The organism is Streptomyces sp. NPDC030021, from assembly GCF_055574035.1.
This window is the reverse complement of sequence record NZ_JBVIAH010000014.1, coordinates 179422-193565: the sequence shown is the minus strand read 5'-3', so window position 1 is coordinate 193565 and position 14144 is coordinate 179422. Positions and strand designations below refer to the sequence as shown.

The 14144-nt window shown below is 73.1% G+C and carries 15 protein-coding genes; 4 read left to right on the top strand and 11 right to left on the bottom strand.

Annotated features, from left to right (window positions below; translation table 11 throughout):
- Positions 1-1080: a succinyl-diaminopimelate desuccinylase gene (dapE, locus tag ACZ4YL_RS26665; protein ID WP_389115740.1), complete on the bottom strand. Its 1080-nt coding sequence runs from the start codon at positions 1078-1080 to the stop codon at positions 1-3.
- A 126-nt stretch (positions 1081-1206) separates the two neighbouring features.
- On the opposite strand from dapE, the gene ACZ4YL_RS26660 reads away from it, so the two are divergent.
- On the top strand, positions 1207-2145 hold the full coding sequence (locus ACZ4YL_RS26660; protein WP_468119988.1) for a hypothetical protein: 939 nt from the start codon (positions 1207-1209) through the stop codon (positions 2143-2145).
- A 253-nt stretch (positions 2146-2398) separates the two neighbouring features.
- Positions 2399-2755 (top strand): ATP-binding protein, encoded by a 357-nt coding sequence (locus tag ACZ4YL_RS26655; protein ID WP_468119924.1) that lies wholly within the window; start codon positions 2399-2401, stop codon positions 2753-2755.
- A 77-nt stretch (positions 2756-2832) separates the two neighbouring features.
- Here the strand turns inward: ACZ4YL_RS26655 and dapC are convergent, their stop codons facing one another.
- Both dapC and fdxA read right to left on the bottom strand, forming a co-directional pair.
- Entirely contained in the window at positions 2833-3927 is a 1095-nt protein-coding gene (gene dapC, locus ACZ4YL_RS26650) for a succinyldiaminopimelate transaminase (RefSeq protein ID WP_468119922.1), read from the bottom strand.
- Between the two features lie 107 nt (positions 3928-4034).
- Entirely contained in the window at positions 4035-4364 is a 330-nt protein-coding gene (gene fdxA, locus ACZ4YL_RS26645; RefSeq protein WP_030011906.1) for a ferredoxin, read from the bottom strand.
- Positions 4365-4481: 117 nt separating this feature from the next.
- Between fdxA and ACZ4YL_RS26640 the strand changes: the two genes are divergently transcribed.
- Together ACZ4YL_RS26640 and ACZ4YL_RS26635 are read left to right on the top strand one after the other, a co-directional pair.
- Positions 4482-5468 carry a GNAT family N-acetyltransferase gene (locus ACZ4YL_RS26640; RefSeq protein ID WP_468119919.1) on the top strand — a complete coding sequence of 329 codons (987 nt, stop codon included), beginning with the start codon at positions 4482-4484 and terminating at the stop codon, positions 5466-5468.
- A complete protein-coding gene (locus ACZ4YL_RS26635) occupies positions 5465-6259 on the top strand; it encodes a transglutaminase family protein (RefSeq protein ID WP_468119917.1) in 795 nt (264 codons plus the stop codon). Before ACZ4YL_RS26640 ends, ACZ4YL_RS26635 begins: the two co-directional genes overlap by 4 nt.
- A gap of 312 nt (positions 6260-6571) precedes the next feature.
- Here the strand turns inward: ACZ4YL_RS26635 and ACZ4YL_RS26630 are convergent, their stop codons facing one another.
- The 8 genes from ACZ4YL_RS26630 to ACZ4YL_RS26595 all read right to left on the bottom strand — a co-directional run bounded on the left by ACZ4YL_RS26630 (position 6572) and on the right by ACZ4YL_RS26595 (position 14112).
- Positions 6572-7189 carry a response regulator transcription factor gene (locus tag ACZ4YL_RS26630; RefSeq protein WP_468119915.1) on the bottom strand — a complete coding sequence of 206 codons (618 nt, stop codon included), beginning with the start codon at positions 7187-7189 and terminating at the stop codon, positions 6572-6574.
- Complete coding sequence (locus ACZ4YL_RS26625; RefSeq protein ID WP_468119986.1) at positions 7186-8280, bottom strand: sensor histidine kinase; 1095 nt, start codon at positions 8278-8280, stop codon at positions 7186-7188. Before ACZ4YL_RS26625 ends, ACZ4YL_RS26630 begins: the two co-directional genes overlap by 4 nt.
- Positions 8281-8359: 79 nt before the next feature.
- A complete protein-coding gene (locus ACZ4YL_RS26620; RefSeq protein WP_382547355.1) occupies positions 8360-9100 on the bottom strand; it encodes an ABC transporter permease in 741 nt (246 codons plus the stop codon).
- Complete coding sequence (locus ACZ4YL_RS26615) at positions 9097-10041, bottom strand: ABC transporter ATP-binding protein (protein ID WP_468119913.1); 945 nt, start codon at positions 10039-10041, stop codon at positions 9097-9099. Before ACZ4YL_RS26615 ends, ACZ4YL_RS26620 begins: the two co-directional genes overlap by 4 nt.
- A gap of 160 nt (positions 10042-10201) precedes the next feature.
- Entirely contained in the window at positions 10202-12214 is a 2013-nt protein-coding gene (locus tag ACZ4YL_RS26610; protein ID WP_468119911.1) for a peptidoglycan binding domain-containing protein, read from the bottom strand.
- Between the two features lie 205 nt (positions 12215-12419).
- Positions 12420-12803, bottom strand: coding sequence for a DUF6113 family protein (locus ACZ4YL_RS26605; RefSeq protein WP_468119909.1), 384 nt, complete (start codon positions 12801-12803; stop codon positions 12420-12422).
- Positions 12800-13696, bottom strand: a complete 897-nt coding sequence (mshB, locus tag ACZ4YL_RS26600; RefSeq protein ID WP_468119907.1) for an N-acetyl-1-D-myo-inositol-2-amino-2-deoxy-alpha-D-glucopyranoside deacetylase — start codon at positions 13694-13696, stop codon at positions 12800-12802. The genes ACZ4YL_RS26605 and mshB overlap by 4 nt, the downstream gene beginning before the upstream one ends.
- A gap of 221 nt (positions 13697-13917) precedes the next feature.
- Positions 13918-14112: a hypothetical protein gene (locus tag ACZ4YL_RS26595; RefSeq protein ID WP_030012369.1), complete on the bottom strand. Its 195-nt coding sequence runs from the start codon at positions 14110-14112 to the stop codon at positions 13918-13920.
- Between the last annotated feature and the right edge of the window lie 32 nt (positions 14113-14144).

Genomic DNA, 14144 nt, shown 5'->3' with positions numbered 1-14144 from the left:
TCAGGAGGTCAGCCAGGCGCGGAGTCGTTCCTCGCAGTGCAGGATCGCCTTCGTCTCGACGCGTTCGTCGACCTTGTGCGCCAGCAGGGCGTCGCCCGGGCCGTAGTTCACCGCCGGGACTCCGAGGGCGCTGAAGCGGGAGACGTCCGTCCAGCCGAACTTGGGCATGGCGCGGCCGCCGACCGCCTCCATGAAGGCCTTGGCGGCCGGGTGGGAGAGGCCGGGGAGGGCGCCGGGCGAGGAGTCGTCGACCACGAACTCGGCGATGTCGCAGTCCGCGAACACCTCCCGTACGTGGGCCAGCGCCTCGGCCTCGGTGCGGTCCGGGGCGTAGCGGAAGTTGACGGTCACCGTGCACGCGTCGGGGATGACGTTGTTGGCGACGCCGCCCTCGATGCGGACCGCGTTGAGGCCCTCGTGGTACTCCAGGCCGTCGATGACCGGCCTGCGGGGCTCGTAGGCCGCGAGGCGGGCGAGGATCGGGCTCGCCGAGTGGATCGCGTTGGAGCCCATCCAGCTGCGGGCGGAGTGGGCGCGCTCACCGGCGGTGCGCAGCAGCACGCGCAGGGTGCCCTGGCAGCCGCCCTCGACCTCGGCGTCCGAGGGTTCCAGCAGGACCGCGAAGTCGCCCGTCAGCCAGTCGGGGTGGGCTCCTGCGACCTTGCCGAGGCCGTTGAGGTCGGCGGCGACCTCCTCCTGGTCGTAGAAGACGAAGGTGAGGTCCCGGTTCGGCTCGGGCACGGTCGCGGCGATGCGCAGCTGCACGGCGACACCGGACTTCATGTCGGTGGTGCCGCAGCCCCACAGCACGTCGTTCTCGTCGAGGCGGGAGGGGACGTTGTCGGCGATCGGCACGGTGTCGAGGTGGCCGGCCAGTACGACGCGCTCGGCGCGGCCGAGGTCCGTGCGGGCGACGACGTTGTTGCCGAAGCGGTCCACGGTGAGGTGCGCCAGGCCGCGCAACGCGTGTTCCACGAGGTCGGCGAGGACCTTTTCGTCGCCGCTCACGGACGGAATGTCGACGAGCCGGGCGGTCAGCTCGGCGGCGTCCAGGGTGAGGTCCAGCTCGGATTCGGACATGGAACTGACCCTAACGCCCCGGGATGCGACGAAGCCTCGTACGTCCGGCCGGTGGACGCGTCATATGCCTCAAGTACGGTGGGCCGCGTGTCCGAGACCCGTGATCCCCGTCCTCGTCGCCGCCGGATGCTCCGGGCGGTCGTCGGCCTGCTCGTTCTCCTCGCGGTGATCGGGTACTTCGCCGTGCAGCACGATTCGAACGGTGGCGGCGGTGCCCCGTTCTGCATGGCCAGTGCGGATCCGGTCGGGGAGGACGAAACCTCTGAAACGTACGAAATGTCGCCCGAGCAGGCGGCGAACGCGGCGACGATAGCCGCCGTCGGCGTCGCCAAGGGCCTTCCCGACCGGGCGGTGACCATCGCGCTGGCGACCGCCATGCAGGAGTCCGCGCTGCGCAATCTCGATCACGGCGACCGGGACTCGCTGGGCCTCTTCCAGCAGCGGCCGTCGATGGGCTGGGGCACTCCGGAGCAGATCAGGGACCCGGTCTACTCGGCCGGGATCTTCTACGACCACCTCGCCGACGTGCCGGGGTACTCGCGCCTGCCGCTGACGGTGGCCGCGCAGAAGGTGCAGCGCAGCGGGTTCCCGCAGGCGTACGCGAAGCACGAGCCCGACGCGACCGTGCTGACGGCGGCCTTCGCCGGCGGCGGCACCCTGAACTGCGGCGGGCCCGCGCCCACCGGGCCGGGCGACCCCGAGAAGGTACGGGCCGACCTGGTCCGGATCTTCGGCAAGGACGGGATGCACACCATGTCCCCGCAGGGCGGCCAGGCCGGCCGGAACGCCGGCGGGGGCCGGACGGCCCCGGAGGCCGAGGTCACCCTGACGGAGAAGAAGGCCGGCGACGAGGCCGCGGTCCGCCGCAGCCGGGCCATGGCCCACTGGGCGGTGGCCAACGCGAAGGCGATGGGCATCTCCCGGGTGTCCTACGACCGGCACGGCTGGATCGCGGGCAAGGACCGGGGACGGTGGCAGGACAAGGGCGGCTCGGGGACCAAGGACGGCGCCAAGGACCTCCACTACGCGGGCCCGGGCGAGGTACGGATCTTCATGGCCCGCTGATCCGCTCCGCGGCGGGGCACACGCCGGGGGCGCCCGGGTGCACGTGCGAGTGATCACTCCTGCGGGGGGATCCATGTAGCGGGTCGCGGATCCCCGAAACGGACGGAGGCCCTGGTCGGCGCGCATCCAATGCGCTTTTCGCGGAAGCCGATTAAACGATGCGTTACCGATCCTTTACCCACCGGCACCGCAACTCCACCCGCCCCGGGAGCGGTTAGCACGGCGTACTCAGCCGCTACCGCTTAGGAGCAACATGTCTCTCCCCCTGACCCGCCGGATCGCCCGTGCCGCGCTGCTGATCGCAGCCGGGGCAGCGCCCGTGGTCGGTGCGGCCGGTGCGGCCAGCGCCGCCGGTCTGGAGTCCGTGCCGCAGCTGGGCCAGCTCACCGCCCCCGACACCGCCACGACGGCGGACGCGGCCACGGGCGTCGTCGACACCGCCGGCAGCGCCACCAAGTCCCTGCCGGCCCCCGCCTCCGACGTGGCCGGCACCGCGCAGGGCCTGCTCGGCGGGCTCCCCACGGCGCAGGAGCTGCCGGTGTCCTCGCTGCCGACGTCCTCGCTGCCGACGTCCGGTGTCCTGCCGGGTGGCCTGCCGCTGGGCGGCTGACGCCGCAGGAACCGCCGAGGGGGCCGGGAGTGCGAACTCCCGGCCCCCTCGGGCGTTTCCGTCGTGGAACCCGGCGGTCAGCCGAGGCGCTTGACCGCCGCCTCGACCCGCTCGTCGGTGGCGGTGAAGGCGACGCGCACGAACCGCGCGCCCGCCTCGCCGTAGAAGTCGCCCGGCGCGACCAGGATGCCCAGGCCGGCGAGGTGGGCGACGGTGTCCCAGCAGGGCTCGTCGCGGGTCACCCACAGGTACAGGCTCGCCTCGCTGTGCTCGACCCGGAAGCCGTGCGCCTCCAGGGCCGTACGCAGCGCCGCGCGGCGGGCCGCGTAGCGCTCGCGCTGCTCCTCGACGTGGGTGTCGTCGCCGAGGGCCGCGACGGTGGCCGCCTGCACCGGGGCGGGGGTCATCATGCCGCCGTGCTTGCGGATCTCCAGCAGCTCGCCGAGCACGTCCGCGTCACCGGCGACGAAGGCCGCCCGGTAGCCGGCCAGGTTGGAGCGCTTGGAGAGGGAGTGGACGGCCACGATGCCCTCGTACGAGCCGCCGCAGACGTCGTCGTGGAGGACGGAGACGGGCTCGGCCTCCCAGCCCAGCTCCAGGTAGCACTCGTCGCTGAAGAGCAGGATCCCGTGCTCGCGCGCCCAGGCCACGATCCGGACGAGGTCCTCCTTGGCGAGGACCTTGCCGGTGGGGTTGGACGGGGAGTTGAGCCACAGCAGCTTCACACCGGCCGGGTCGAGCTCGGTCGGGTCGTCGTAGACGACGGCCTCGGCACCGCACAGCCGCGCGCCGACCTCGTACGTGGGGTAGGCGAGCCGGGGGTAGGCGACCTTGTCCCCGGCGCCCAGGCCCAGCTGGGTCGGCAGCCAGGCCACCAGCTCCTTGGAGCCGACGACCGGCAGGACGTTGCGGTGTCCCGCGGCGCTCGCGCCGAGGCGGCCGCGCACCCAGCCGGTGATCGCGTCGCGCAGGGCGACGGTGCCCCACACGGTCGGGTAGCCCGGGGAGTCGGCGGCCTCGATCAGGGCGCGCTGGATCAGCTCCGGGACCGGGTCCACGGGCGTGCCGACCGACAGGTCGACGATGCCGTCCGCGTGGGCCGCCGCCGTGGCCTTGTAGGGCTCCAGCTTGTCCCAGGGGAAGGCGGGCAGACGGTCGGATACTGCGGCCACGGTGGTCTCTGCTCTCTCTGAGTGCCGGTGTCTGCGGGTCGGAAAACACGTCGGTCCCGTGCGGCGGGAAGGCCGTACGGGACCGAGGGGCGCGTCTGCCTGAAAGGTCAGTGCTCGCCGTTGATACCGGCGGGCAGCGCCGCGACGAAGGGGTGGTCGCGCTCGATCAGGCCCAGCTTGGAGGCACCACCGGGCGAACCGAGCTCGTCGAAGAACTCGACGTTCGCCTTGTAGTAGTCCTTCCACTCCTCCGGAGTGTCGTCCTCGTAGAAGATGGCCTCGACCGGGCAGACCGGCTCACACGCACCACAGTCGACGCACTCGTCCGGGTGGATGTACAAGGACCGCTGGCCCTCGTAGATGCAGTCGACGGGGCACTCTTCGATGCATGCCTTGTCCTTGACGTCGACACAAGGCTCCGCGATGACGTAGGTCACGCTCTCGTTCCTCCTCGGTAGGGCTTTCCATATCGCGCGGGAGCGCGGCGTCGTCGATGCCCGCACCTAGTATCTCCGTTCCCGGGCACGATCCGAACAGGAGGGGCGGACAGAGCTGTGGAAATCACTGCCGGTGGACTGCTGGAAGTCCGTATTACCCCGGCTGACGTGGGTAAACGAGTCTCTGTACGACGGGTGGAGGCCGTAGTGAGCGGATCACCCGAGTTCACGGACACGGTCGGGGTTCTCACATCCTGGGACCAGGGTGTGCTGCTGATCACAAAGAAGGACGGACAATCCGTCCGCATCTCGGAATCCTCGCTGGTGGCGGGCAAGATCGTGCCTCCGGCACCGGCCCGGCGACGGGGTCCCGCGGCCTCCTTCGAGGAGCTCTCGCGGGTCGCCGCGCGGGCCTGGCAGCCGCTGGAGAGCGAGCGGCTGGGCGGGTGGACGCTGCGGGCGGCCGCCGGATTCACCCGGCGGGCCAATTCCGTGCTGCCGCTCGGCGATCCGGGGATACCGCTGGACGAAGCACTCGCGCGAGTGACCTCCTGGTACGCGGAGCGGTCGCTTCCGGCCTATGTGCAGGTCGCGACGGGGGCCGCCGGCACCCAGGAGATGCTCGGCGCGGAGCTGGAGCGGCGCGGCTGGGTGAACGAGGTGTCGGCGGAGGTACGGATCGGGGCGCTGGCGCCGGTGGGCGACGTGGACGCGCCCGCGGCCGAGGCCGTACGCCTGACCCGGGTCCCGGACGAGGAGTGGCTCGGGCGCTACGGGAAGGTGAGCGACCCGGACCTGGCCCGGCGGATGCTGGTGGAAGGGCCGTCGGTGTGGTTCGCGGCGCTGCCGGGGGGCCGGGCCATCGGGCGCTGCGTGGTGGACGGGCGGTGGGCCGGCTTCGCGGCGGTGACCGTGGATCCCGCGCACCGGCGGGAGGGCCTGGCGACGGCGGTGATGGCCGCGCTGGCCCGGCGGGCGCTGGAGGAGGGCGCGTCGGCGGCGTGGCTGCAGGTCGAGACGGACAATCCGGGGGCGCTGGCGCTGTACGACGGGCTGGGCTTCGCCACGCACCACACGTACCACCACTACCGGGCGGCCTCGTGAGTGCGGCGGCCTGGCGGGAGCAGTTCGCGGCCGAGGCCCGGGCGGAGCGGCCCGACCTGGCGCTGCTGTGCCTGCTGCTGGCTACCGAGGGGGACCCGGAGCTGGACGAACGCGCCATGGACCGGGCGCAGATCGAGCTGGACCGGCTGGCCGGGATGCTGCCGTACGGGCTGCGCGGCGGGCGGGCGTGGGCGTCCGCGGTGACGGAACTGCTGGGCGGGCGCCTCGGGTTCCACGGCACACCGGCGGACTACGACCGGCTGTCGTCCTCGCTGCTGCACGAGGTACTGAGGCGGCGGCGCGGGCTGCCGATCCTGCTGTCGGTGGTGTGGCTGGAGGTCGCCCGGCGGGCCGGGGCGCCGGTCTACGGGCTGGGGCTGCCGGGGCACTTCGTGGTGGGCTTCGGTGACCCGGGGGAGGGCGTGGTGGTGGACCCGTTCGCGGGCGGCGCGTCGCTGGGCACCGGGCCGGCGGAGCTGGCGTCGGGGCCGCGCGAGCCTGCCCGGACGCTGGACATCGTGCAGCGGATCCTGGCGAACATCCGGGCCTGGGCCGCGGCCCGCCCGGAGCAGTCGGGGGTGGCCCTGTGGGCGGTGGAACTGTCGCTGCTGCTGCCGTCGCATCCGGCGGCGCTGCGGTACGAGCGGGCGCGGCTGCTGGTGGAGCGGGGCTCCTTCCAGGAGGGGGCGGCCGAGCTCGACGCGTACGCCGGGGTGGTCTCCGCGGTGGACGCCGACGCGGCGGCCCGCATCCACGCGGAAGCCGTCTCGGCCCGCGCCCTCCTGAACTGACCGGGGCCGATCCGGCCCCGCCGGCCCAACCCAGCCTCGCCGGCACCCTCAGGCCCGCCTGGGCCACCTTCAGCCTCGCCGGCACCTTCAGGCCCGCCTGGGGCGCCTTCAGCCCCGCCGGCGTTCGGGCAGGGGGCACCTCCCAGCGGTAGCTGGGGGAGGGTCCGGGCGGAGCCCGGTGCCCGGCGGAGCCGGGTTTCCCGGGGCTCCGCCCCAGACCCCGCGCCTCAAACGCCGGCGAGGCTGACTGTGGCCCCGGCGAAGCTGGAGTGCGGCCGGCGAGGCGGGTGCGGCCGGCGAGGCTGAAGGTGGCTAGAGCCAGCCCTTTTCGCGGGCTACGCGCACGGCCTCGGCGCGGTTGCGGGCCGCCAGTTTCTGGATCGCCGTCGAGAGGTAGTTGCGGACCGTGCCCTGGGACAGGTGGAGCCGCGCCGCGAGTTCCGCGTTGGTCGCGCCGCCCTCCGCCTCCCGCAGGACCTCCCGTTCGCGGTCCGTCAGCGGGTTCGCGCCCTCCGCGAGGGCGGCCGCGGCCAGGGTGGGGTCGATGACGCGCTCGCCCTGGAGGACCTTGCGCACGGCGGCCGCCAGCTGCGCGGCCGGGGCGTCCTTGACCAGGAAGGCGGAGGCGCCCGCCTCCATCGCGCCGCGGAGGTAGCCGGGGCGGCCGAAGGTGGTCAGGATGACGATCCGCAGGGCGGGGAGTTCGGCGTGCAGGGCGGCCGCCGCCTCGATGCCCGTCATGCCCGGCATCTCGATGTCCAGCAGGGCCACGTTCACGTCGTGCGCGCGGGCCGCCGCCAGCACCTCGTCACCGCGGGCCACCTGGACCCGTACCTCGATGTCGGGTTCCAGGCCGAGCAGCGCGGCGAGGGCCTCGCGGACCATCGACTGGTCCTCCGCCAGGAGGATGCGGATGGGACGTGAGGTCATGATCTCGATCCTAGGGGGACTCGGGCGGTGAGGGCGAAGCCGGTCCGGCCGGTGGGGCCCGCCGACAGGGTGCCGCCGAGGTCCTCCAGACGTTCCGTCAGGCCGGTCAGACCGTTGCCCGGGCTGCTCTGGCCGCCGCTCGCGCCGTCGTCCGTGACGGTCAGTTCCAGTACCGGCCCGTCGAGGGTCTGGCCGGTCTCCAGCGTGACCCGGCAGCGCTTGGCGCCGCTGTGCCGCACCACGTTCGTCACCGCTTCGCGCAGGGACCAGGCCAGGGCCGATTCCGCCGCCTCGGGAAGGTCGTCGGCCGGGGGCGCCGGGAGCTCGGCCAGTACGCCCGCCGCGGCCAGGGCCGTGCGCGCGCCCGCGAGTTCGCCGGGGAGGGTGGGCCGCCGGTAGCCGCTCACCGCTTCGCGTACGTCGACCAGCGCCTGCCGGCTGACCTGCTCGATGTCGGCGACCTGCTGGGCGGCCGCCTCCGGCTGCCCGGGCAGCATCCGGCCCGCCAGCTCGCTCTTGAGCGTGATCAGCGACAGCGAGTGCCCCAGCAGGTCGTGCAGGTCCCGGGCCATCCGCAGCCGTTCCTCGTTGGCCGCGAGCTGGGCCACCGTGGCCCGGGCCTCGCGCAGCTCTATCGTGGTGCGGATCATCGCCCGGACCCCGACCATCGCGAACCCGCCCATGAGGGCCGGGATCAGCAGGCCCGCCAGGTAGGCGGTGCCGTCCGGGACCGCGTTCGCCGTGACCGCCAGCAGGGCGGTGGTGCCGAGGACGGTCCAGCGGGCGTACTCGCCCGGCAGCGCGGCGCCGGAGGAGATGGCCACGTAGACGAAGAGCACGAGCCATTCGCGGCCCAGGGTCAGCGACAGGACCATGGCCTCGGCGGAGAGCACCGCCAGCGAGAACAGCACCGTGCGGACCGGCATCGGGCGGGCGGTGCGGAAGACCAGCACCAGGTACCAGGCGACGAAGGCCGCGAGGCCCAGGCCGCCGAGCACCCTGGCCCCGGGGCTGTGTCCGCCGTCTGCCAGGTCGGCGACGGGGGCGCTCAGGTAGAAGAGCCAGATGCTGATCCAGAGCACCTTCACCATCTTCTGGTGGCGGTTCTCCGGCTCCTTGGCGATCTCGGGGAAGTCCCGGTCCTCGCCTTCCTTCGTCAGCGCCACGGGTTCATGCCTTCAGTGAGTCCTTGCGGTACAGCCAGGCGGCCGCACCGGTGAACAGTACGAAGTACACCGCGAGGAGCGCGACGTCTCCGGCCCGGGGCGCGCCACCGAGCTCGATGGCCTGGCCCAGGCCCGCGTAGGCGTGGGTGGGGAGCCACTCGCAGATGTTCTGGAGCCACTGCGGGAAGTTCGCGGTGGGCATCCACAGGCCGCCGAGGATCGACAGGGCGAAGTAGACGAGCATCGTGATGGGGCGGACGTTGTCCCCGCTGGCCAGGTAGCCGAGGGCGACGCCGAGGGCCGCGAAGACCAGGCTGCCGGCCCAGATCGAACCGGTGAGGGCGAGCCACTGCCAGGCGTCGAACCGTACGCCCTTCACGGCGGCCGCCACCGCGAACACGACCAGGATGGCGGGGAGCGAGAGGACTCCGGCGCCCGCCGTCTTGGCGAGGACGTAGCCGCGGCCGGGGAGGGCGGTGAGGCGCAGCTGGCGGACCCAGCCCTTCTCCCGTTCCTTGGCGATGCGTTCGCTGTTGCCCACCAGAACGGCGGTCAGTGCGCCGAAGGAGGCCATGGCGACCATGTAGAAGGCGGGCATGGTCAGTTCGGTGCCCATGACCTTGGTGGTGCCGTCGAGGGTTCCGCCGAGCATCAGGAACAGCGCGGCCGGGTACATGATCGTGAAGAAGAGGTACTTCTTGTTCCGCAGGGCGCGGACGATCTCCAGCTTGATGAGGGCGTTCACGGGGTGGCCTCCTCGGCCTCGGTGAGGGCGATGAAGGCCTGTTCCAGGCCGAGGCCCGCGACCTCCAGATTGCGGGGGTACAGCCCGAGCGCGTACACGGCGTGGACGGTGGCGTCGGCGTCGCGGGACTGGATGCGGACGGTGTCGCCGTGGTGCTCGAAGGCCGTCAGGAAGGGCAGCGCGCGCAGTCGCCCGATCGCGCCGTCGGCGGGGTCGCTCAGGTCGAAGGAGATCTTCCGGGCCCCGGCCTTGGCCTTGATCTCGGCGGCGGTGCCGTCCGCGAGCAGCCGGCCCTTGCTGAGCACCAGGACGCGGTCGGCGATCGCGTCGGCCTCTTCCAGGTAGTGGGTGGCGAAGAGGACCGTGCGGCCCTGGTCGGCCTGTTCCCGCATGGTGGCCCAGAAGGACTGGCGGGCGGTGACGTCCATGCCGGTGGTCGGCTCGTCGAGCACGATCAGGTCGTTGTCGCCGGCCGTGGCGAGCGCGAAGCGCACGCGCTGCTCCTGGCCGCCGGAGAGCTTGTCGACCCGCCGGTCGGCGATCTTGTCGATGCCGGCCCGGAAGAGCACCTGGTCGACCGGGTGCGGCCGCGGGTGCAGGGCGCAGCCGAGGGCGACGATCTCCCGTACGGTCACCTCCTCCATCAGGCCGCCGCTCTGCAGCATCGCGCCGACCCGGCCGGCGGCGACGGCCTCGCGCGGGGTGGTGCCGAAGAGCCGGACGGAGCCGGAGTCGGCGGGGCGCAGTCCGAGGAGAAGGTCCAGGGTGGAGGACTTGCCGGCGCCGTTGGGGCCGAGGAGCGCGACGGTCTCGCCCGGGTGGAGCGTGAGGGAGAGGCCGTCGACCGCCCGGACCGTGCCGTAGCTCTTGGTCACGTTCTCGAAGCTGACCACGTTGTCGGTGGCGGGCTTCGCGGTGCGTGTCGCGGTCGTCGTCGTCATGGATAGAGATTGGCCCGTACGGGGTTCCGCGCGGCAGTGTCGGGCGTCGTGTGTGCCGGATGACAGATGTCATGCGGCGGACATGACAGTGCCCCCGCCCGGGTACGGGCGGGGGCACCGGTCGGCCGATCCGGAAGGGACGGGGTCGGGCCGGGCCGTCCTAGTTCGGGTTGGTGTCGACGACCACGGTGCGCTCGGCGGTGGTCTTGCCGCGCAGCGCCTTGCCGAGGGCGCCGGCGATGTCCTGCGGGGTGACGGCCGTCTTCTCGCCGGTGCCGCGGGTGATCAGGATCCCGTCGAAGGTGTTCCCGTAGGTCGCCTTGAGCGCCTCCAGGTCGAACTTCTCGACCAGGCGGCCGTCGACGGGCTGCATGCTCAGGATCTTGGGCAGGGACCGGGCGCCGAAGGCGATGGACTTGGTGCCCACCTTGACCGTGGCGTTCGCGGACATCGCGGGCTCGGCGAACTCCTTCATGGCCCGGTCCAGTTCGGCCTGGCCGATGGCCGGCGCCTTGGTGGTGGTCGGCAGTTCGGACACGGCCGCCTTGCCGGTGGCGACCTGGTCCTTGAAGGTCTTGGCCACCAGCTGGACGGAGGCGTCGACGTCGAGGGTGGTGCCGGGGGTGCCGGGGACGGCGACGGCCTTGCCCGTGTCGAACTTGATCGTGCCCTCGGTGGCCGTACCGGAGGTGCCCGCGAGCTCCTGCAGCGCGACCTGGAGCTTCTCCTCGTCGGTCGGCATCACGGGGTCGGCGACCCGCTCGTTGCCGAGGAGCGAGCCGATGACGGTGATCGGGTTGTAGTCGCTGCCGGCCGCGTTGCGGACGGTGGTCTGGGCGTCCAGGGTCAGGCCGGCCTTCTCGGGCTTCAGCTCGACCGGCTTGCCGCCGACGCTGAGCTGGATCGGGGCGGCGGCACGGGTGCCGAAGGCCGTCTGGAGCTTGGAGACGGCCTCGTCGCGGCTGCCGCTGATGTCGACGCCGAGGACGGTGGTGCCCTTGGGGACGTCGGAGTGGTTCAGGAGCAGCCCGGCGCCGTAGGCCACGCCGAGGAGGGCGATGAGGCCGCCGCCGAGCAGGACCAGCTTGGAGCGGCCCTTCTTGGCGGGCTTGCCGGTGGCCTTGGGCTGCGCGGCCGCGGGGCGGGGGGCGGCCGGGGCGGGGGCCGGTACCGGGGTCGGCAGCGGGCCGTCCAGGTCGGGGCCGGGCCACTGCGGAGCCTCGTCGAAGGCGGCCGCGCCGGCCGGGCCGGTGCCGAAGCCGGGGCCGCCGGTGGGTCCGGCAGGGCCGCCGCCGTAGGCCGGGAACGCCTCGGTGACCGGGCCGCCGTCGCCCTGGTCGCCCCCGTACGCGGGGAAGCCCTGGGTCGTACCGACGCCCGGGCCGCCGGGCATCGGGGCCGTGGGGGCGGGTGCGGAGGCCTGGGCGTAGCCCTGGCTGTAGTCCGAAACGGGCGGCGGCGGGGTGCGCGGCGGCGCGAACGCGGCGTCCGGTCCGGGCACCTGCGGGGCCTGGGTGCGCTGCGGCGGGGGGAAGCCCGCGCCGGGCCCGGCCGGCGGCGGCGTGGGCGTCGGAGTCGGCGTCGGCGTCGGGGACGGCGTCCGGGTGGGCAGCGGCCGCTGTGCGAGCGGCGGGGCGGCTGCGGCCGGCGGCATCTGGGCCGCGGCGGGGGCCGGTGCGGGTGCCGGGGCCTGGGCGGCCGACTTGCGCGGGGCGAACCAGTTGCTGGCCGCCTCCTCGGGTTCTGCGGCCGGGGCGGGCGGCGGCGCCTGGGCGCCGGCCGGCTCCGGGGCGGCCTCGATGCGGGTCGGCTGCGGCCCGCGCCGCTGCGCGAGCGGCGGGGCGGCCTGCTCGGGCGCCGGCTCCGGCGCGCTCCGCTCCGCGGTACCGGCCGAGCCGGAGTTGGTGCCCATCGCCTTGCGCACGACCACCGGCGGGATCGGTCGCGAACCGGGGATGTTGATCCGGATCCGGGTCGTCAGGGTGGTCTCGGTCTTGGGCCCGTCGGAATCGGGCGTGGACGGCTTCGAGGTCACAGCGTTCTCCTCCGGAGCGGTCGCCGCAGCGTCCGTGGACGGGTACTGGCCGGTTCCGTACGGCGGTGTACCCGAGGGGTAAGCGGCTCCACCGTGCCCCTTGGGCCCGGAGGACGAACTGTCGGTTTCACGACTCAAGGCAGGTTCTCCCGGTTGGCTCCGCCGCCCGTCATACCGTGCGCGGGCAGCTCGGCGGCCCGTCCACCATACTGGCCGCCGCCCGCACGCAACTGACTGGCGGGACTCAGGGGTTCCTGATAGGGCCCGTCAAACCCCCCTGAAGCGCCCGGCGGGCTCCCGCGCGCGCCTCTCGGCGAACCTCCCTACGCGGTCCGACACCACGTCACTTGGCAGGCCGGGAGACCGAAACCGGCCGATCCAGCGGACCGCGCATCGTGGCACACATCACAGCGAGAACGGTTCCACCCAAAAGGTAGACGTACACGCCGATTCCGGACGAACCGAGGAGGAAGTCCCCCTCGGGGCGCGGAACGCTGAGCATCACGTACGAGAGGAACCAGCCGACGGCGGCGCCGCCCACGCCGAAGCCGGTCCCGAGGAGGATCCGGCCGCCGAGGAACAGCCCGAAGACGGCCAGCAGGGCGAGCAGCAGACCAGCGGGGAACCAGAGGCCGACCACCAGCCAGCCGGCCGCACCGGTCAGCGCACCCGCGACCAGCATGCCCAGGCAGCCGGCGATCCGCCCGGCCGTGGCCGTGCCGCTCATGCCTCCACCCCCGCGAAGAGGTCGTGTTCGCGCTCGCCCGCCGGGGCGCCCGGCCGGCCCTCGACCAGTTCGTAGTACTCGCGGGTGAACAGCGGCTGCGCCAGGTCGTTGGAGAGGGCGAAGAAGGGCCCGTCCACGGCGATCTGGGTGGCGTGGGCCCGCATGGCGGCCGACTTCGCCGCCACGAAGGCGTCCTTGGCGTCGATCTCGGTGGTGATCCGCTCGTCGGCGACGACCCCCGGCACGTCCCCGGGCGAGCCCACCGCGGGGAAGGGCATCTCGCCCCCGGCGGCGCGCAGCCGGGCGAAGCCCTCCTCGACCACCGAGCGCGGGACGCGGTTCCAGTAGATCTTCCCGACCGTGTGGGGCGCGCCGAGGTCGCGCCGGTACGCGGTCTCCGCGGCCAGTTCGGCGGCGCGCATGGCGACCCGGTGGGCCTGGATGTGGTCGGGGTGCCCGTATCCGCCGTCCGGGTCGTAGGTGACGAGCACCTGCGGCCGCAGCTCCCGGATGATCTCCACGAGGTACGCGGCGGCCTCGTCCACGTCGGCGGACCAGAAGGCCTGCGGCCGGTGGTTCTGCGGGGCGCCCATCATCCCGGAGTCCCGGAAGCGGCCGGGGCCGCCGAGGAACCGGTGGTCGTGGACGCCCAGTTCCGCCATGGCCGCGGCGAGCTCGCCGACGCGGTGGGCGCCGAGGGTGTCGTCGCGGTCGGCCGCCAGGTGGGCGAGCCCGGGCGGGATGACCTCACCCTCCTCGCCCAGGGTGCAGGTCACCAACGCGACGTGGGCGCCCTCGGCCGCGTACTTGGCCATGGTGACGCCGTTGTTGATCGACTCGTCGTCGGGGTGCGCGTGCACGAGGAGCAGACGACGGGCGGGAAGACCGTTCATGGGGCCTAGCCTACGAGGCGGGGCCTAGGTCCTGTCGTCAAAGTAGCGTCGGTCAGGCCCGCGGCGTCCGGTGCCATGGGGTCTCCCCAGGCCCGCAGGGCCTAGGGGAAGCATCGCAAGGCGGAGGGGCGCCCGTGTACTGGACGTACTCGGGCGCTCCGACAACGCAGCGAGGTGCGGTGCCGGGCGTCGCGGGCCCGACGCTACTTTGACGACAGGGCCTAGAACTTGAGGCCACTGATCATGCTCGCCACGTTCGAGGTGAGCTGGCTGAGGGTCGGTGCGATGGTGGAACTCGCCAGGTAGAAGCCGAGCAGTACGCAGACCACCGCATGTCCCGCCTTCAGGCCCGCCCTTCGGACCAGCAGGAAGACGATGATCGCCAGCAGCACCACGGCGGAGATCGAGAGTGCCACGGCGTTTCACCTCCACGTCGAGCGGACATCGG